We start from the raw sequence: 18723 nt of genomic DNA, 5'->3' as shown, positions 1-18723 counted from the left end.
TTTATAAAAAAATTCTAACTTCTTTTCAATGAAGAGGAATGTGGTCATTGTCGCTTTGGTTGTGCTTGCAGGATATATCCTGTATCACTATGTGGGTTATCGCAAATTAGCAGCAGAAATAGAAAGTCATAATTGCCTGGTGGAAGAAATGAATGAATGCCTGGCCGCTTATGACTGGAAATGTGCGGAACGTGTTACCCGAGCCATGCTCGAGGAAGATCCCAATGACGAAATCCTGCAAACCAACTTGGCCTTGATTCTCCTAGAGCAAGGTCGTTACGACGAATGTCTTGCTTACATTGCCAGCTTGAAATTCCGTAACGAACACATTGAGACGTTCCAGCAGAAGGCTGAACTTTTGAAACAGGAAATGGAAGAACTTCACCTGGAAAAGTCTACGCATTTCCGGCTGGAATACGATGGCAATCCTTCTCGATCCAATGTGATGGAAGCCTTGGCTGTTCTTGAAGTTGCCTATGATTCCTTAAGCACCTTGTTTGACTTTAAATTGGAAAATAAGATTGGTCTTGTGTTGTACCAGGCCGCGAGTCATACTGGTATTGGTCCTCGTCCGGATTGGGTGGGGGCGATCTTTGACGGAAAGCTTCGTGTTCCGGAGAACGTGATGGACTATACGGGGGTCTATAGGCCTATGCTGTTCCATGAATTGACCCATTGTTTCTTGCGGGGAATGACCCATGTGCAGATTCCTTTCTGGGTGAATGAAGGAATCGCCCAGGTGGTGGATGCTTCCCGAAACCATGTGGAAAAGCCTGCCGGTGAAAAACCTTCTATCAATGATCTGGAAGGGGCTTTTGTTCAGCATGATAGTCGTGAGGTGGCTGAAAAACTTTACTGGTATTCCCAGAAAATGGTGGAAGGCATGCTTGCTCGAAATGGAAGCTTTGTTCACTTTAGAAACTTTATTCAGGACCTGAAAAAATTGGGAACGGAAAAGGCCTTGAAGCAGTATTATGACGTAACGGCGGAACAGTTGCTGGAAGAGGTGCGCTAGATGAAGAAAAGAATCGTTGTGCTGGCCACAGGTGGTACCATCGCCGGTGTTGGTGAGGCCGGTAAAAACCTGGGGTACCGCTCAGGACAGCTTTCTGTGGAATATCTTGTTGCGTCCATGGAAAATCTGCTGGACGGAATAGATGTTGAGTTGCAGGCGGAACAAGTTTGCAACGTGAATTCCGATGACATGACGGATGTACTCTGGCTATCCCTGGTTCGCCGAATCAATGAATTGCAGAAGGATCCTTCGGTTAATGGAATAGTGGTGACACACGGTACGGACACCATGGACGAAACCGCGTTCTTTGTGGATTTGACGATGGATGGGAATAAGCCTGTGATTTTTACAGGATCCATGAGACCCGCTACAGCAAAGGAACCGGACGGTCCTAAGAATCTGGCAGATTCCATTAAGGCGGCATGTTCTTTAAGCGAATTAGGAAGGTGCGTCCTGGTTTGTTTTGGTGGCTGCATTTATGAAGCATCCAAGGTGCAGAAGTTGAATGCCAGCGCCTTAAATCCCATGGGCGTTCATTATGCAGGGGAAGGTGCTGTCTTTGAATGTAACCAGGTTATCTTTGGGTCAGTACGTTCCGCGGGTTTGCGTTTTGATGTTTCGTCCCTGTCAGCTTTGCCGAAGGTGAACGTACTTTATTTTGCCGTGGATTCTGATCCGCGTCTTCTGGAATATGCCGCAAGCTTGTCCGACGGTCTCGTGATTGCCGGGGCGGGCGCAGGAGAATTCAGTCTGGGTTATGCGGACGCTCTTTCCCGCGTATCCATTCCCGTGGTAATCGCTTCCCGCATTGGCCAAGGTCTTGTAACCTTAAATAAGAACCTTGCCCCTCGGGGGATTCCCGCGGGAGAACTTCCCCCGCAGAAGGCGGCAGTCCTGTTGCGACTAGCCCTCACAAAGACGAAAGACCCTGCAGAAATCTGCAGGATCTTTCAATAACGCACGGGGCTTCGCCCTTGTAATTACGGAAGTCTTATTCCGTCTTCTTCGATGACGATTTTTCCTTCACGGAACAGAGTGCCCAGAAGTTTCTTGAAGGTCTTCTTGGACATGCCGAACTCCTGACGGATAATTTCCGGATCGGAGTGGTCTCCATAGGGGAGACTGCCTCCTGCTTCTTCCAGCTTGCGGAGGATTGCGTTGGGGCTGTCGCTCTTCATGAGTCCCTTGTATCCTACAGGTGCCAGATTCAGGGTGATTTTACCGTCAGCGGTAAAACGCTGGATAAAGCCCGGCATGGTGTCGCCGATGTAGATTCGTTCCATGCCCGGAGTGAGCATCAGACGACCAGTGTAGCGATAGTCTACTAGGAAGTCAACATAATCCTGGGTGACTTCGTAGGCGGCAAGTTCCACTCGCTGGCCCACATGCAGTTCGCTGGTGTCCATATCCAAAAAACTCTTGATCTTTTCGGTTGCCACAATGCGGTTGCTCTTGTCGTCCACCAGGATGAAAACCACACAGCGGTCGCCGCGCTGAAGTTCGCCCAGCTGCTGCTTGAAGGGGAGGAACAAATCCTTGTTCAGCCCCCAGTTCAGGAATGCGCCAAAACGGTTTACGTCCTTCACTTCAAGAACAGCGAATTCGCCAACCTGAGCGTAGGGCTGGTTCAAAGTGGCGATAGGACGGTCTTCACTATCGGTATAGACAAATACGTCGACGACTTCGCCTTCTTCGAGGGTAAACTGTTCCTTATTGCCCGGAAGCAGTACCCGTTCGCCACTTTCCAGTTCCAGATAATAGCCTTGCGGGGTAATTTCTTCCACGCGGCCACGATTGTATCGTCCAAGATCCATAATAAGCCTTTCCGTCCAAGTGATTTGTTCTCCATAATATAGTATATTTGGCCATCCGTAGGAGTACTAGAAAAATGGGCGTTAGCATCGATTTGGTTTCAATTAAGTCCTTTTACTTTTTGAAGGAGGAACTGGTCCAGTTCTGTAGGGACCATGGTTTGCCTACGGCTGGTGGAAAAGAAGAACTGACCAAAAGAATCAAGTTCTTCCTTGAAACAGGCAAGGTGACCAAAACCAGCTCTGCTCCCGTCCATATACAGTCTACCAAGGAAGCAAACCGAGTCGTCGATTTGCAGACCATTATCGAACAAAATTTCATTTGTTCTGAACAACACCGTGCGTTTTTCAAAAAGCATTTGGGAAATACCTTCTCTTTCAATGTGCAATTCCAGACATGGCTCAAAACCAACGCTGGTCGCACCTACCAGGAGGCGATTGAAGCCTATGGCAGAATCCAGAAGGAAAAAAAGGAAACCAAGTCTGAGATTGGAGCTCAGTTCGAGTACAATGCCTACATCCGTGATTTCTTCGCCGACAACAAGGGACATTCCCTGGACGAAGCCATCAAATGCTGGAAGTACAAGAAATCATTGATTGGCCACAACCGTTACGAAAAGACGGACTTGGTAGCCTTGAAGAAATAAAAAAAGCTCGGTTGAAACCGGGCTCTTTTTGTTTTGAAATTTTGAGTTCTGGAATTAGAAACCCTTGATGACCAGGAGGCTTCCCACGCCGATGACTGCCCAAAGGACAACGCCCTGAATGAAGGGTTTGGCACCGCACTTCTTGAGGGCATCCTTGGAAAGGCCTGTACCGATGAGGAACAAAGTAATGGCGAAACCGCGCTTGGCGACCATCACGATGTACTTGCCCACTTCAGCAGGAACGCCGATGGCGGGGAACAGGTAGGTGTTGATGACCATGGCGATGGCGAAGAGGAAAATGAACCAGGGAATCACATCGAATTTGCCCTTGCCGGAATTCTTGCGGAAGAACACCATGGTGATGAGGGCGAGAGGCAGAATCCAGAGGGCTCGGGTGCACTTCACCATGGCGGCCACCTGGAGGGATTCGTCGCTGTAGGCTGCTGCGGCACCTACCACGGAACTGGTATCGTGGATGGCGATGGCCGCCCATTCACCGAACTGCTGGTTGGTGAGGCCGAAGTAATGGCCAAGGGGCGGGAAAATCAGGAGGGCAAGAGCGTTCAGCACGAAGACCGTTCCCAATGAAACGCTCATCTGCTTGTCGTCGGCGTCCACAACGGGAGCCACTGCTGCAATGGCGGAACCGCCGCAAATTGCGGTGCCGCTGGAAATCAGGTAGGAAGTCTTGGTGTCCACCTTGATGACCTTGCCGATGATGAAACCAAGCACCATGACGGAAACCACGGAAACGATGGTGAACATCATGCCGTCCTTACCGCTGGCAAGTGCTGCCTGCAAGTTCATGCCGAAACCGAGGCCCACCACGCAGCCCTGGAGCAAGTACTTCTGGGTCTTCTTGGCGAACTTGGGGAATGCGGGGCCGCCGAAGGCGAACGCATAAACGATGCCTGCCAAAAGTGCCATCCAGGAAGCAACGTATGGGCAGCAGGCGACCAGGATTAGTGCCACGAAGGCAATCTTTGCAATTTTTTCTTTCATAATTTATTCCGTAGGGAGTTCTTTACAGTTGCGAATAAAACGTAAGGTCTCCTTTTCTCCGTTTTCCGCAAGCATGGTTAAAAGGTAAAGAAGCTTTTTGTAGGTGACTTCCGCCATTTTTTCGTGGGCGGTACTTTTTGTCAGGTAAAGCAGAGGGCTTGTGCGGTCGTAATCCTTGCCGCCATAGGTCTTGGAGGCGGCTACGCGGTCGCAGAACATTTCCTTGATGTAACGGTCCGGCATAGGCATGGGCACGATTTTTTTGGTAGCCATTTCGTAGTCGTACCAGAATTCAAAATGATGCTTGTTTCTGCCCTTGTGATGCATCCACGCCAGGCTATAGCCTGTGTCGCGGCGTTCCCCGTTGTTTGGGGATTCCGTGCCGGTGTAGTACTTTGCGCCGGGAATGAATTCCGTGGGGCTGTACTTGGAAAGATCGTGGAACAAGCCCTGGAATCCGATGCCTGCCTTGAAACATAAACGAATCACTTCGTTTCTGTGCTTGGTGATGGTAATAAAATGTCGGATCGGGTGAAACATGATGTAAATTTAGAAATAAAGAAAAATGTCGGCTTTATAAAATTTGTAACTTTGGGGTGTAGATAAAACTGACTACAATTTTGGTAGGGGAAATGGGGCGTCTAAGAAAAAAAATAAAGATTGTTGTGACTATTGTAGTTGCGCTTATTGTATTAGTCTATTTCCTTTTTTTTAACGCCAAAACATCTTTGTACACCTTTGTTTTTAAGTTGAAAATTTCCAATGAAATCAATCGACATGACTATACAGATTTGATCCGTCATTATGGGTTTGGTTTTGGAAGCTCATATGTGACGGATATTGGTTATCATTTTCTCGGAGCTAGTGTTGATGATTATGTATTTAACTTATGGTTCATAAAAAAGCCTGTTGAGCATGATTATACCTTTAATCAATACGATTTAAGTAAATTCTCCGTTCTGCTAAACGACTCGATTAATGATAGACATATTTATGCTTATTATTCCTCGGATCTTATTGAGTATCCAGTAATCGTGTATTGCAAAAATATTGTGATGGAAATATACCCAATGCACAAACTTGACATGCCCAAAGCCTGGCGTAGGATTCAGGAATTTATCCCCAAGTGTAAGGTGGATGGAGGCTTAGGAACCGATTATAACATTCCGTTGAAAAATGGAAAAGTCATACCAAAAACGGAAGTTCTTGAAAATCTTAAATTGGATTAAGAGCGTAATCAACAAATAATTCCAGAACCTCAAAATTTCCTATGATTGGAGAGGTGGATTAGGTTTTGAACAGGGGTTACACTAATGATGATGCACGCTAAGAAGAAAGTGTACAAGGCAAAGGGAATGTTTGCGATTATATTTTTTCTATTGCCGGCACTTTTTATTGCGTACACGGATGTCAGCTGTTGTTATGCAATAATTATGTCTCGACTTAATTGCGTTCAAACGGATTGGTCGGTAACGGTGGCTGAGTTGTTTGTTCTTTTATCTTTTACAGGTGTAATTCTTTTTTGGTTACTCAATATGTGTCCTGTTAGGATAATTGAGTCTGGAGAAAAATTTGAATTCGTGTATCTTTTTAGAAATAAAGTTAAGGTCAAAAAAGAGGGTATCCGTATCTTGCAAAGGGATATTGATGCGGATGGGTGGTATGCTATTTTATTTTTGCGTGGACGATTTACATTTATTTCTGATGCAGACTATCCACAATTACAGCATTTAATAGAATAATAGTTGTCGTCCCTAAGAAAATTGAAAAATGATATCCTTCATCATATCAATTATGATCATTCTCAATAAACCTCTAGTTACGGGGAAGCTTACAGCTTAAAATGGTGTTTTTCTCATTTTTTTTATAAAATATGAAGAAGCTCCAATAAAAAGTGCTTATGGTTTAGAGAGTTTTTTTATTTCAATAACTCCATCTTCTACATGCTGCTTTACATATAGTGATTCTTTGTTCCTTGAAAATCAACAAAGAAAAATGTATAAAGACACTCTTCAATTGAAAACTGACTTTTATGGAATTGATGGTATAATTGGATTTGTTAAATATGATGTGGGGTATTACAAAAGTTTTTTAGATGGTTTTCATTCCAGCTTTTACTATATGGTTGTTGGAAGAATCTTTTTCGTGCCTTTGGGAGAAGAATCTATTAGCTATTAGCAGAGTAAGTTTCCCTGTAATTAAGACTGTTTGGAGTATCCAAAATTTTGTCTCGACAACAGCAAATCCCTCAAAATTTCCTGTGATTGGATAGGGATGTATAAACAAAACGCCGTACGGTTATTCCGTATGGCGTTTTTCCGTTTGTACAATTTTTAAGGGGGGCTATTTTACAGGGCCTTGATTTCCTCGGGGGTGAGGCCTGTTGAATCAACGATAATATCCATGGCAACACCCTTATCACGGAAAGCCTTTACCAATTCGTGAATGCGCTTCATCTTTTCGGATTCACATTTCTTGGTAGCAAAATACTTCATATACTCACGAGCGGAATCGTCGTCCATTTCGGAGTACTTCTTAAATATATAGAAATTTTTATAGCAGAGGTCATCCAACAGAATATTTGGGTCAGAGTCTTCGCGATTCTGGAACCTGTAAATTGCCTTTCCCTTATGGAAGATGTCGTTGGGACAGATGAACAGAATGTATTGTTCCTGTAGTTCTTCGTAATCAGCGCCTTTGGCCAAGGCGTCTAACCATCTGCATTTCGATATCAAACAGCCGTCCCACCTTAGTTGTATCACCGGTGCTAGAAATTTCTTGGCGAACGTGCTTTTTTATGAAAAAATTTGTTTGCGTGATGTACGTTGAGAAATAAAATTTCCTATGATTGATGGTGTATGAGGACTTCCATTGATTTCATTGGCGATATTCACGGGCATAGCGAATGCCTAAAGGCTCTGCTGAAGAAGCTGGGCTATGTGGAGAGTGCTGGCGCTTTCCGATATCCGAGCAATGAACGTATGGTTGTTTTTCTGGGCGATTACGTGGATCGTGGCCCCAATGTTCGTGAGACGCTGAATGTGGTTCGTGCCATGCGTGATGCGGGCTCAGCCATAGCCCTCATGGGAAATCACGAATTCAATATGCTTAGTTTTTGGCAGAAGAATGAAGGCTCCCGCTATTTGAAAAAGGTGGGGCCGGGTTATCTGCGTGAACATACCTTCAATAAGGTGGCTGTTCATTCCAGGACGGTGGCGGACTTTGTAGGTCGTAAGGCTGAATTCAAGGAAATGAAGGCATTCGCCAAGACTTTGCCCTTCTATCTGGAAACGGAGTCCTTCAGGGCTCAGCACGCCTGTTTTGACCCGCGGGCCGTTGCGCAGTTGAAGGCCGCCGGCGTTACTTGTTTTGCCGATGGCGATTTCGAGGAATTGATTTTCCGCGCCAACGATGAGGATGACGAATATGGGGATTCCTTGTTCTGGCCCATCGACATGCTGCTGAAGGGTCCTGAAATGGAATTGCCTAACCATCAGTTCTTCTTTGATGGGGAAAACGTGAAGCGTTTTAGGACGCGGTTGCGTTGGTGGGTAAATCCTGCGGCTGCCAGCTTGCAGGAACTGAGTTTGCAGCCTGGGGTGACTATGCCCGAGGGCTGCGATGTTGATCCGGAAATACGTAAACGTTCCTATTATGGAGAGAACGAAAGGCCGGTGTTCTTTGGGCATTACTGGCTCACGGGCGTTCCCCAGTTGATTCGCAGTAACGTTTGCTGCCTGGACTTTAGTGTAGCGGGCCATTTAGGAAACGGACGCTTGGCGGCTTACCGTTTTGATGGCGAACAGCAACTTGATGAAAGCAAGTTTGAGTGGATAGGCCGCGAACATGCATAAGTTCGCTTCTCTAAAGGTGACTTGCGGTTTGTTGGTGGCGTTTTTGCTGCTGACTTTCTGGGGCGTTTTGGGGCAGGCTGCTGCAGGGAATGAAGGTGTCGCTGCGGCAACGGAACGTTTTTTCGGAAGCTATTTCGTTTGGACCATGGGGGTGGTGCCGCTACCGGCCATAAAGTCGCTGGCTGTGGTGGGGACGCTTCACCTGATTGCCTCCATGATGTACCGAATGCCGCGGGTTTTCTCTCGGGACGCCTCGGGCAGGCTTGTGCCTTCGGGCTGGCGGAATCTGGGCCTTTACGGAATGCATATCGCCTTGCTCGTCCTTCTCGTAGGAAGTCTTGTGGGTTCCGAATTTCGCCAAGAGTTTAACGGCTTCCGTGCGGTTCCTGCCGTAGGCGAATTGGCGGACGTCAAGACTCCGCAAAAGATTACCTACTACACCGTCGATGACAGCTTGAACACAAGTGCCGTAGAAGTGGGGGAGGGCTATCCCTACTTTACGTTCTACAAGGGCCAGGTGGATATGATGGGAGTGAAGGTGGACCTTTATACGGCTACCTACGATCCTTTCCATTTCGTGCCTTACGTGTTCATGATTTTATTCCTGCTAAGTGTGGCATTCCACTATGTGGCGAACGTTCGCGGTAGTCGCTCGGGGACGAATGTGGCAAAGGCTCTACCGTTATTTTTAATCGCCATGGGTGGTTTTGTTTGCGTGCCTTCTGCCCAGGCAAATCAAATGATTCTTGTTGGCGAAAATTATCGCCCCTTTGATTCTTTTGCCCGTGGAGTTCTTGATGATTTTTCGGGACGCGTGACTTATAAATGCCGCCAGACGGATTCTTGCCAAGGTAAAATTTCCGCAAGTGAAGTTGTTGAAAAAATTGGTGCAGGTTCCGCTGATGCTGCTGAATATCGCTTGTTTAAAGTCCTTCGTGCCGATGTTCAAAATGCTTTGAATATTCCTGAAAGTGAACGATATGTAAGCTATAACCAGCTGAAAAAATATCGTAATGAACTTGAAGTTTATGCAAGTCGTAACGATGACCATCCGGCTACAGCAGAAATGAAACGTCTGCTTTCCAATGTGCTACTTTTTGAATCTATACAGCGAGGCGACTTTAAGAAAGCAGATGCCACTCCCGAACAAATAAAAACCTTTAAGGCGGAAGTTTTCTACAATCACGCTAACTTCGCCCTCATCGCCTTTATCTTTGCATTCCTTGGCTGTGTCCTGGCTGCGGTCAATTCCCTTTTCAAGAAACGAGCCCTGGATATTGCGGCGAACTTTGCGTCTGCGGCTGTAACGGTAACCCTTGCCGTAGCTTTTGCCCTGCGTCTTTACATAACCCATAGTCCGCCTCTTTCTAGTTTGTACGAAATCGTGCTGCTAGTGGCCCTGCTTTTGGAAGCCTTTGAATTCGGAGCGTTCCTGTTCTGCAAAAAACGGACCTTCTCCTTGATCATTCCCGTAACGGCTATGGCCACGATGCTTTTGTTCTTTGCAAAATTCGTGCTGGAACCTGGAGACTTGTTCCAGCCCATTCCCGCCGTTTTGAATTCCTCCGTGTTCCTTACCATTCATGTTTTCACTATCGCCTTGGGTTATGTGGGAATGATTCTTTCTGGGGTTGTGGCCCATATTGCCTTGGCCCGCAGCGACAGTACCTTACCAGAACATCAACCCATCAAAAAGCTGCTGTATGCCACTCTCGTTTTTGGCGGTGTATTCACTATCATCGGAACTCTTTTAGGTGGCGTTTGGGCGGATTTTGCCTGGGGACGATTCTGGGGTTTTGATCCTAAGGAATGTGGCGCACTCTTTGTGATTCTCTGGTCCATGCTGGCGTTACACCTTCGCGGCGCTAGGCTCATCAGTGAAAGAAGTTTTGCCTTGCTAAACTGCTTCAATGTGATGATTACATTCCTTTGCTGGTTTGGCATTAACTTGCTGGGGGTTGGGCTTCACAGTTACGGCTTCCAGAATGGAACTGTGCTGTGGCTCACGGCGTTCTGCCTTGTGGATGTTGTAATCATAGGCCTCATTGCCAAATTTTGTCCATCCGTGAAGCGCTGAATTTTCTAAATTGTCTTCCATGCTTCAATGGGACACTTTGCTTTCTGCAACGCGTTACGGACACCCGGCTGATCCGGATCCGAACCGTTCCGATTTTCATCGCGATTACGACCGTATTGTTTTTTCTACTGCTTTCCGTCGTTTGGGCCGCAAGACCCAGGTTCATCCTTTCTCCGTGAACGACCATGTTCATAGCCGATTGACTCACAGTATTGAAGTCAGTAGTGTTGGCCGTAGCCTCGCCATTACGGTTTATCATCTGATTAAACAGCATCTGCCCAAGTACGTGAACGAATACCAGTTCGGTACCATTGTTCAGTCTGCATGCCTGGCCCACGATATTGGCAATCCTCCCTTTGGTCATGCCGGCGAAGCTGCCATTCGTGAATGGTTCCGCAAGAATCGTAATTCTGCTCCCATGCAGGATCTGAAACCGGACGAAATCGCTGACTTCGAAAACTTCGATGGCAATGCTCAGGGACATCGTATCTTGAGTAAGCTGGAATATCACTTCCTGGATGGTGGCATGCGTTTGACTTACGCTACCATCGGGTCCATGATCAAGTACCCTCAGCTTGCAAAGTTTGGAACACCCACAAGTCTTTTCTCGACGGAAGCGGATCTTTACCGCATGACCGCCTACACGTTGGGCATTCCCGAACTGGAAACCGGTAAGTGGGCTCGCCACCCGCTGGTGTACTTGATGGAAGCCGCCGACGATATTTGCTACAGCATCCTGGATGTGGAAGACGCCATCGAACTGGGTATCCTTTCCTTCGGTGATGTCCGTAGCATGTTCAGCTATCTGTGTGGCCCCGATGTGGATATTGACCGCGAATATCAGGAAAACGGACAGAACTTCCGCGACTTCCTCAGCAGTATTCGTGGCCTTGCCATCCAGAATCTTATTGATGATGTGGCTGTCACTTTCGTGAACCATTACGAGGAAATCATGTGTGGGGCACCCATCAAGCATCTTGTGGATCTTTCCCGTTCCGAAGTGATGGAAGGTATCCGCATTGCAAAACGTCTGGGTGTGGAGCGCATCTATCCGGACCGCCGCAAGACGGAACTGGAAGTGGGCAGCTATACCACATTGAGTACGGTTCTGGATGCCTTCATCAACGGTGTCTATGACTTCCGTAAGAATGGCAAGAATTCCTATCGTGCAGACCGTATTGTCCGTCTTATTGGCCAGGCAAAGATTGGCCAGAGTGTGACTGCTGCCGAGGCTTACCATCAAGTGCTTGATTTTGTGAGCGGCATGACGGATAATTACGCCACTTATCTTGCCCGCCAGATTGGCGGCCTTGCTATGGGATATTAGGACTTTTATGATTTGGCTTTTTGATTACGACTTGACTTTGTACGGTGCCGATGAACGTAACGTCCTGGATTCCTTGGACGAACGTATTTCTAAGTCCGTCCAGAACGCCACGGGTGTTGATTCCGAGACAGCCCATCAGATTCGTAAGGATTATCTGCAACGCTTTGGGACGACCTTGGCTGGCCTGCAGGCTATGCATGGTGTAAAGCCGGATGACTTTTTTGATTTTATCCATCAGCCGGAATTTCTGCAGTATCCCAAGAAGTCACCTGTGAAACGCAACCTGATTATGGGGCTGCCTGGCCGTCGTTTTATCTTTACCAATGGACGTAGGGACTGGAGCGAAGCGGGCATGGAACATATGGGCGTCCGTGATTGCTTCGAAGATGTCTTCGACCTGAAGCAGATGGACTGGGTAGGAAAACCTCACGAAAGCGCTTACGACAAGATGGAAGCATTCCTTGCCAGGCGCGTCCCCGATATGTTCTTCAGCAACGGCATGCCTGCAAATCCTTCAAACATTGTTTTGCTGGAAGATTCCGTCCGCAATCTGGAACCGGCCCATCGTCGTGGCTGGACAACGGTTCTCGTGAATCCTATTCCCGATGTGCCTAGCTGGGTGAACTTCTATGTTCCGAGTCTGCTTCATCTGACAACGATTTTGCCCGAACTGGTAAAGCCCCGTTAATCCTGGATTCTGACTTATGCTTGAACTGCTGTCCATGGAATTTATGCAGAATGCCCTGGTGGCCTCCGTGCTGGTGGCTATCGCCTGTGGTGTCATGGGAACCTTTGTGGTGGTGAACCGCCTTACCTCCTTGTCTGGCGGTGTTGCCCATGCTTCTTTCGGTGGGGTGGGGCTTGCTGCTTTGCTGGGCTTTTCCCCGATGCTCGGTTCCCTTGGCTTTGCGGTTGCCTGTGCCATGCTTATGGGAATTTTGACCTGGCGTGACCGCAAGAAGTCCGATACCTTTATTGGCGTAATCTGGGCGGGCGGTATGGCTCTGGGTGTTATCCTTACGGATATGACTCCCGGTTACAACGGGGAGATGATGAGTTTCCTTTTTGGTAGCTTGCTGACTGTCCCTACGGATTTGCTCTACTGGATGGGCGCTCTTCTGGTTGTCATCCTGGTTGCTGTTTTTGCCAAGTTCCGCAAGTTCCTCGCTATTTCCTACGATCCGGAATTTGCCCGCGTGCAGGGGATGCCTGTGCTTGCCTACTATATGGCTTTGATCGCTCTCATTGCTCTTACGGTGGTGATTGCGGTTCAGGCGGTGGGGATGATCCTTGTGATTGCCCTGCTTACCATTCCTGCCTACATAGCGGAATGTTTCGCCAAAAGTCTTGCCCAGATGATGATCATCTCGGTCATCGTATCCTTGATTTTGGTAATTTCTGGATTGTTGCTGGCTTGCCAGTTGAACCTGGTGGTTGGCCCCACGATTATTGCATGCGGAGTGCTGGCCTATGCTCTCCACTTCGCTGTTAAGAGATTAGGTAAACGGACATAGTCATTCTAGATTATGTGAACACAGTCATTCTGAACTTGTTTCAGAATCGGCTATAGAGGATTAAAAAAAAACGATATGAAAATTTCTCGCTTACTCCTATCCCTTTTCGCTCTTCATCTGTTGTTGCTTGTTTCGGTTGTGTTTGCCTATCCGGAACCTGCTGCCCGTAATGGCTTTAGCAACATGACCGTTACCACGGAGTATTCTGAGCTGATGCAGGAAAAGAATGCTCGTAATGATTCCTTGCTTCCGGCATTGGATGGTGACAAGGCCTTTGAAGAAGTCCTTCGCATGAATCCCAACTTCTGGAGCCTGGGTGGTGTCATGAAGAAGGATGAATCCCTGGTGACCAAGCTGAACGCCAAGGTGATTTTTGTGGATGGTATTCGTGAAGAACCGTTCTGCGACTTGGACAAGAATGGTAGTACCGCTGGTGAATGGAACGTCCGTATTGGCGTGGACTTCGTGTCTGCCGCCTCCAATACAGTTCATATTCACGTCCAGCAGTGCCTGGACTACATCCGCGACCAGCTGGGCTTTGCTGTGAAGAAGGGTGACAAGGTGGTGTTCATTCCCCCTAAGAAAGTTCTGGATAAGATCGCCGAAAGTGAAATTCCCGATGCCATTGACGTGGAACTCCAGCAGACCTTGCTGAAGGCTCATGAGGATGTGAACCTTTCCGGCAAGTGCCCGAAGGATATTGAGGCCTATATCATTCTGATGAGTGTTTACGAACAGGTGAAGAACATGAAGATGGATTACGTTGTCATCAACGACCAGCTGAATAAACATCGTAATGGCGGTGGCCGTATTCAGTCCTGTTCCTTTAGTCGTGAATGGAATAAGAAATATCAGGAAAGTGCCAGTTTTGAGTGCGATATTGACCATGATGAATGCCTCTACCGTCAGGAAAACGATGGGGATTCCAAATGGTCCATCAATTACGAGCAGGATCGATTTGAATATATCAATAAAAAGTTCCTGTTCTTCAATTTGAACCCCAAGAGCATCCATAAGGGCGGAACCATGCTGGATTTGCGTCTTCTTCGCTTGTCCTCCTCCCTGTACCTAGAGGCCTATTTGAATGCCAAGGGGGAACCGGTGACCTTGGGTCTGGTCATAGTTCCGGGAGAAAAAACTATGGAAGATTATGATGACGGGGAAGAAGAGGGCGTAATGTTCGAATAGAAGGCTTTTATACCCTATTTGACTGTAACGCTTATTCCAAAATAGATGTATATTTCCTGTAGAAGAATTTAGTAAGGAGAACTCCTATGAAGAACTTGATTAAGGCATCTCTGCTTGCAGCTATGGTTGCTGCTCCTGCAATGGCTGACGAAGCTTTCGGCGGCATCGGTGTTACCATCTATCAGCTTCGCGACGGTGTCAAGGTTGCCGAAGTGATTCCTGGAACCCCTGCTGCTGATACCAAGATCCAGGCCGGTGATGTGATTATCTCTGTGGATGGTGTGAGTCTGAAGGGCCAGAACATTGAATTTTCCAAGGAACAGCTCCGTGGCCAGGTGAACAAGCCCCTGGAAATTACCTTCGTGAGCGGTGCCGACACCTTGTCTACCGTCATTCGCCGTGCTCAGATCACCGTGAAGGACCTGGAAAGCGAAGGTGTAGAAGCCTGGTATGGTGACAAGACCGAATTTAACGCCCAGGAACTGGAAACCTATGCAAGCTCCAAGAGCGAAAAGCAGCTGGTTGCTGTGCTGAAGCACGGCTATCGCGTTCCCGAAGGGACAGTCAATGCAGCAGGCCTGAATGGCATCTACGTTGAAAAGGCCGACGAATTTGCTCCCAAGGCATCTCCTACTGCCGCAAAGCCGTCCTCCGCTTCTCTCAAGGGCTTTAACCGTAAGGCTGTAAGCTTTGAATTGAAGTCCGCTGGTACCGCAATCGTTACCATCATGAATGCTGATGGCGAACAGGTTGCAACTCTCCGTGCGGATAACGCTCAAGCCGGTTACAACACTCTCCGCTGGAATGCAGAAAATGTTCCTAGCGGCCGCTATATGGTCACTATCGAACATAACGGTTCCATCAGCGGTAAGAATGCTGTGCTGAAGTAATTCGACTGGTATTTAGTATAAAGTAATTTTGAGTGATCTGCAGGTTATCCTGCAGGTCATTTTTTTTATGGTAAAATACGCTGTTTTAGTTTGGTGCCTGTAATCTGGCGTACTTGTTTTAGCTATTTTTGGCCCAACGTGATTTTATCCAGAACCCATAGATGTCTTTGGGCCGTTTTTGTGTTTGTATTGGCCTTGACTCCTGACCTGTTCGGTCAGGAGATGACCCGCTTTGAGCTGGAAGTGCAAGAAGACGTGGAAGAGGATACTACCGAAGTAGACTGGATGAGTGACACTACGGGTACGGACACGGTGGAATATCGTGCGGTGGACCTGGAATATGACGTGGAAAATTCCACTTTCAATTTGAATAATACTGCTCAGCTGAAGTATCGTACGGCCACATTGGATGCGGACACCATTTGGTTTGACCAGAAGAATAGCGTGCTGGCGGCCGCTGGTGATCCTATTCTGAGGGAAACCAAGAACCCGTCCTTGTCGGGAATGCGTCTCAAGTACAATATGAAGAGCAAGATTGGTGAAATCTATTATGCCACCACATATCAGGATAACCAGCAGTTGAACGGTATGGAAGTTCGTCGTCTGCCGGATCAGCGTATCCAGATTGCCCGAGGCGATTTTAGTACTTGTAATGATTCTACCCATCAGCATTTTTATTTCTATGGCCGTCGTATGGTGGTGAAGCCGAAGGAAACGATTACGGCTAGGCCTGTGGTGCTGAATATTGCGGATGTGCCTGTGGCTGTGCTGCCTATGGTGGTAGCTCCCCTGAAGAGCGGCCGTAAGTCCGGTCTTTTGACACCTAAGTTTGGTGGCGACCAGAAACAAGGCTACTACATGAGTAACTTGGGTTTCTATTATGCCGCTAACGATTACTGGGATGCCACCTTGAAGGGCGATATTATCGAAGGCGAGGAAGCCCGATTTGAACGCTCAACGGTAACGGGTGAAGTGCGGTACAAGAAACGCTATCTACTGGATGGAAACATTTCTTACACGGCTTACCTGGAAGAATTCGACTTGGGCAATAGTGGCTACGACATCCGCTTCAACCATAAGCAGAATCTTACTCCGGATGGCAAGCATACCTTAAGTGGCAACGGTTCTTTCGTTAGTAGCCAGCATGTCCGTAAGGATAATGCCTTGGATGCGGAGACGATTCTTGACCAGCAGGCCAAGGCATCCTTGACTTATTCAGGCCGATTCGGGAATAACAAGAGTCTTACGGTAAAAGCCAGCCAGGACCATAACCTGGTGACAGATCGCCTGGAACGTCAGCTGCCGGACGTTCAGTATAATATGAGCGGTCCTCTTTTTGATTTTGAAATAGATGAAGATGACGTGGCTGCAGAAGATGGTTCCTTCTTGAGTTATTTGGAAAAACTGAACTATAGCTTTAGCAACCGCTTCAACTATAATACCGTTCGTGCACGAGATACCATTAACGACGTGGATACTACTGCACAGTATGTGGGGTATACGGGTAATTTCTCCTTGGATTATTCGGGCTCCCTGTTTGATGTCATCAACATTACTCCTAGGGCTTCTTTTGCGGGCTATTGGACGGGAACGGGCTGGGTGAACCCCAATGATTCCCTGAAATATCGCAAGCGCTATTTGCTGGATCCTGAGCATGATGATTATGGCCAGGTGGCTTACAACCATAACTATAGCATTACGGCCGACACGAAACTGTATGGTATCTGGGTTCCAGAAATTGGACGATTCACCGGTGTCCGTCATGTACTTTCTCCCAAGATCTCGTATACATACGCTCCTGAAATCGATACGGTGAAAAAGTTTGCTCCTCATCCGCTGTTGGGCCAGAATCCTTACCAGACGAAACAGAAGACGGTTGGATTCGGCTTGAATAATGACTTTGATATCAAGTACCTGAAGGTGGCAGGTTATAAGCCGGATACGACGAAGGGAGATACTGCCAAGGCTGTAGAAGAACAGTACGGAAACCGCCGTCTGCTTACTACAAGGCATAACCTGTCCTATAACTTTGCTGCGGATTCCCTGAGATTCTCCGATATTAGTTCGTCTTTCGGTTTCCAGATTTTGCCGGATTATCTCTTTACCATTAACACTCGCCATAGTTTCTACCATAAGTATACGGAAGATCCCAATAAGGTCCAGATTCCGGAATTGACTTATTGGGGATATGACTTCTCCAAACGCTTTAGCTGGAGTGGCGAATTTAATGGCGGGCTTCCATCCCAGATGGGAAAGTATGAAACTTTGAAGTGGTCCTTCGGTCTGGACTATAGTTATAGCTTTAGCAGTAATCGTGTCGCTCGTGATTTGTTCCAGGATCGTGTGACTCATTCTACGGGAATTTCTGCTAGTCTGCAGCCGACCCGCAACTGGGAAATGACCTATAGTACCCGCTATAACTACAATGAAGGTCGTTTCGTTTCACACGAGTTTACCTTCAATCGTGCATTGCATTGCTGGCAGCTGGATTTTACCTGGACTCCTACGGGGCCTGCTGCAGGATGGAGCTTCTCCATTTACGTTCGCGATCTACCTGACATCAAGCTGAACGCCGGTAGCACTGAAACTAAGTAAGATGCAAGGGGCTGCCCCATTTCCTAGGGTAGTGATTAGTGGCTAGTGGTTAGTGATTAGTGGTTAGTGATTTCGGGAATACTCCGTATGAAATATAAGGGTGTAATTATCCTGAAATCAAAAACATTTACATCTTGACGCCCTAGCCCCTAGCCCCTAGACCCTAACCCCTAAAAACCCCTAGAAAGAGCAGCCTTCAGTGCGCGGATTGCGTTTCCTCTATGGCTAATGACTTTCTTCTCTTCCAGTTCCATCTGGGCGAAAGTGCGGGTTTCCCCATTGGGAACAAAAAGCGGATCGTAACCGAAACCCATGTCACCGACGGGAGCGTAGTTGATGTTACCGCGGCATTCTCCTTCGAAAATTTTTGGTTCGGTAACGGTAAGCTTGCCGTCGGCATCAGGAATAACCTGCTGGTAGGAAAGTGCGCAGAAATAGCGGGCGCTGCGATCCTCGATACCTTCCAGCTTTGCCATGAGCTTGGTGTTGTTGGCATCATCGTCGCCGTGGCCACCTGCATAGCGGGCGCTGTAAATTCCCGGTTCCCCATTGAGGGCGAAAACTTCAAGTCCGGAATCGTCTGCAAGAACTGTGGCTTCGATACCGCGGGCGGCAAGCCATTGGGCGGTAACGTTGGATTTTATCTTGGCGTTAGCAGCGAAAGAATCTCCGTCTTCTACGATATCGCCGTCGAAGCCGATGTCCTTCAGAGTCTTGAATTCCTTGTTTTCAGTTCCGAGAATATGGGCGAAGTCGCGAATCTTTCCTGCGCTTCCTGTGGCGATAACGAACAGAGATTTCAT

Annotated in this window: 18 protein-coding genes; 13 read left to right on the top strand and 5 right to left on the bottom strand. The window is 47.6% G+C overall.

Annotation, left to right across the window (positions count from 1 at the left end):
- Nucleotides 1-28 precede the first annotated feature (28 nt).
- Both BGX12_RS01415 and BGX12_RS01410 read left to right on the top strand, forming a co-directional pair.
- The gene (locus BGX12_RS01415; RefSeq protein WP_109734315.1) at nucleotides 29-1015 is read left to right on the top strand and encodes a type IV pilus biogenesis/stability protein PilW; all 987 of its coding nucleotides are present in this window, start codon (nucleotides 29-31) and stop codon (nucleotides 1013-1015) included.
- Nucleotides 1016-1972 (top strand): asparaginase, encoded by a 957-nt coding sequence (locus BGX12_RS01410; protein WP_109734314.1) that lies wholly within the window; start codon nucleotides 1016-1018, stop codon nucleotides 1970-1972.
- Nucleotides 1973-1995: 23 nt separating this feature from the next.
- Here the strand turns inward: BGX12_RS01410 and BGX12_RS01405 are convergent, their stop codons facing one another.
- Nucleotides 1996-2829, bottom strand: coding sequence for a S1 RNA-binding domain-containing protein (locus tag BGX12_RS01405; protein WP_109734313.1), 834 nt, complete (start codon nucleotides 2827-2829; stop codon nucleotides 1996-1998).
- Nucleotides 2830-2903: 74 nt separating this feature from the next.
- On the opposite strand from BGX12_RS01405, the gene BGX12_RS01400 reads away from it, so the two are divergent.
- A complete protein-coding gene (locus BGX12_RS01400; protein ID WP_109734312.1) occupies nucleotides 2904-3473 on the top strand; it encodes a DUF6434 domain-containing protein in 570 nt (189 codons plus the stop codon).
- 54 nt (nucleotides 3474-3527) lie between these two features.
- Here BGX12_RS01400 and BGX12_RS01395 read toward each other — a convergent pair whose 3' ends face one another.
- Together BGX12_RS01395 and BGX12_RS01390 are read right to left on the bottom strand one after the other, a co-directional pair.
- Nucleotides 3528-4475, bottom strand: coding sequence for a YeiH family protein (locus BGX12_RS01395; RefSeq protein ID WP_109734311.1), 948 nt, complete (start codon nucleotides 4473-4475; stop codon nucleotides 3528-3530).
- A gap of 3 nt (nucleotides 4476-4478) precedes the next feature.
- Nucleotides 4479-5015, bottom strand: a complete 537-nt coding sequence (locus BGX12_RS01390) for a DUF5662 family protein (protein WP_109734310.1) — start codon at nucleotides 5013-5015, stop codon at nucleotides 4479-4481.
- 92 nt (nucleotides 5016-5107) lie between these two features.
- Here BGX12_RS01390 and BGX12_RS01385 point away from each other — a divergent pair, with 92 nt between their 5' ends.
- Nucleotides 5108-5704 (top strand): hypothetical protein, encoded by a 597-nt coding sequence (locus tag BGX12_RS01385; protein WP_109734309.1) that lies wholly within the window; start codon nucleotides 5108-5110, stop codon nucleotides 5702-5704.
- Between the two features lie 84 nt (nucleotides 5705-5788).
- The gene (locus BGX12_RS01380) at nucleotides 5789-6217 is read left to right on the top strand and encodes a hypothetical protein (protein ID WP_109734308.1); all 429 of its coding nucleotides are present in this window, start codon (nucleotides 5789-5791) and stop codon (nucleotides 6215-6217) included.
- Nucleotides 6218-6823: 606 nt separating this feature from the next.
- On the opposite strand, the gene BGX12_RS01370 is transcribed toward BGX12_RS01380, so the two are convergent.
- Entirely contained in the window at nucleotides 6824-7180 is a 357-nt protein-coding gene (locus BGX12_RS01370) for a hypothetical protein (protein WP_109734306.1), read from the bottom strand.
- A 153-nt stretch (nucleotides 7181-7333) separates the two neighbouring features.
- Here BGX12_RS01370 and BGX12_RS01365 point away from each other — a divergent pair, with 153 nt between their 5' ends.
- The 8 genes from BGX12_RS01365 to BGX12_RS01330 all read left to right on the top strand — a co-directional run bounded on the left by BGX12_RS01365 (nucleotide 7334) and on the right by BGX12_RS01330 (nucleotide 17920).
- The gene (locus BGX12_RS01365; protein WP_109734305.1) at nucleotides 7334-8329 is read left to right on the top strand and encodes a metallophosphoesterase; all 996 of its coding nucleotides are present in this window, start codon (nucleotides 7334-7336) and stop codon (nucleotides 8327-8329) included.
- Nucleotides 8322-10406: a cytochrome c biogenesis protein gene (locus BGX12_RS01360; protein ID WP_109734304.1), complete on the top strand. Its 2085-nt coding sequence runs from the start codon at nucleotides 8322-8324 to the stop codon at nucleotides 10404-10406. Before BGX12_RS01365 ends, BGX12_RS01360 begins: the two co-directional genes overlap by 8 nt.
- Before the next feature lie 19 nt (nucleotides 10407-10425).
- Nucleotides 10426-11733 carry a deoxyguanosinetriphosphate triphosphohydrolase gene (locus BGX12_RS01355; protein ID WP_109734303.1) on the top strand — a complete coding sequence of 436 codons (1308 nt, stop codon included), beginning with the start codon at nucleotides 10426-10428 and terminating at the stop codon, nucleotides 11731-11733.
- A 7-nt stretch (nucleotides 11734-11740) separates the two neighbouring features.
- Nucleotides 11741-12421, top strand: a complete 681-nt coding sequence (locus BGX12_RS01350; RefSeq protein ID WP_109734302.1) for a pyrimidine 5'-nucleotidase — start codon at nucleotides 11741-11743, stop codon at nucleotides 12419-12421.
- A gap of 16 nt (nucleotides 12422-12437) precedes the next feature.
- Nucleotides 12438-13247 (top strand): metal ABC transporter permease, encoded by an 810-nt coding sequence (locus tag BGX12_RS01345; RefSeq protein ID WP_109734301.1) that lies wholly within the window; start codon nucleotides 12438-12440, stop codon nucleotides 13245-13247.
- Between the two features lie 75 nt (nucleotides 13248-13322).
- Nucleotides 13323-14435 carry a hypothetical protein gene (locus tag BGX12_RS01340; protein ID WP_233246204.1) on the top strand — a complete coding sequence of 371 codons (1113 nt, stop codon included), beginning with the start codon at nucleotides 13323-13325 and terminating at the stop codon, nucleotides 14433-14435.
- A gap of 86 nt (nucleotides 14436-14521) precedes the next feature.
- The gene (locus BGX12_RS01335) at nucleotides 14522-15325 is read left to right on the top strand and encodes a PDZ domain-containing protein (RefSeq protein ID WP_109734300.1); all 804 of its coding nucleotides are present in this window, start codon (nucleotides 14522-14524) and stop codon (nucleotides 15323-15325) included.
- Between the two features lie 138 nt (nucleotides 15326-15463).
- A complete protein-coding gene (locus tag BGX12_RS01330) occupies nucleotides 15464-17920 on the top strand; it encodes a putative LPS assembly protein LptD (protein ID WP_233246203.1) in 2457 nt (818 codons plus the stop codon).
- Nucleotides 17921-18090: 170 nt separating this feature from the next.
- On the opposite strand, the gene rdgB is transcribed toward BGX12_RS01330, so the two are convergent.
- Nucleotides 18091-18723, bottom strand: a complete 633-nt coding sequence (gene rdgB, locus BGX12_RS01325) for an RdgB/HAM1 family non-canonical purine NTP pyrophosphatase (protein WP_109734299.1) — start codon at nucleotides 18721-18723, stop codon at nucleotides 18091-18093.

The organism is Fibrobacter sp. UWR4 (genome assembly GCF_003149045.1).
Lineage (GTDB): Bacteria > Fibrobacterota > Fibrobacteria > Fibrobacterales > Fibrobacteraceae > Fibrobacter.
This window is presented reverse-complemented; position numbering and strand designations above follow the sequence as displayed.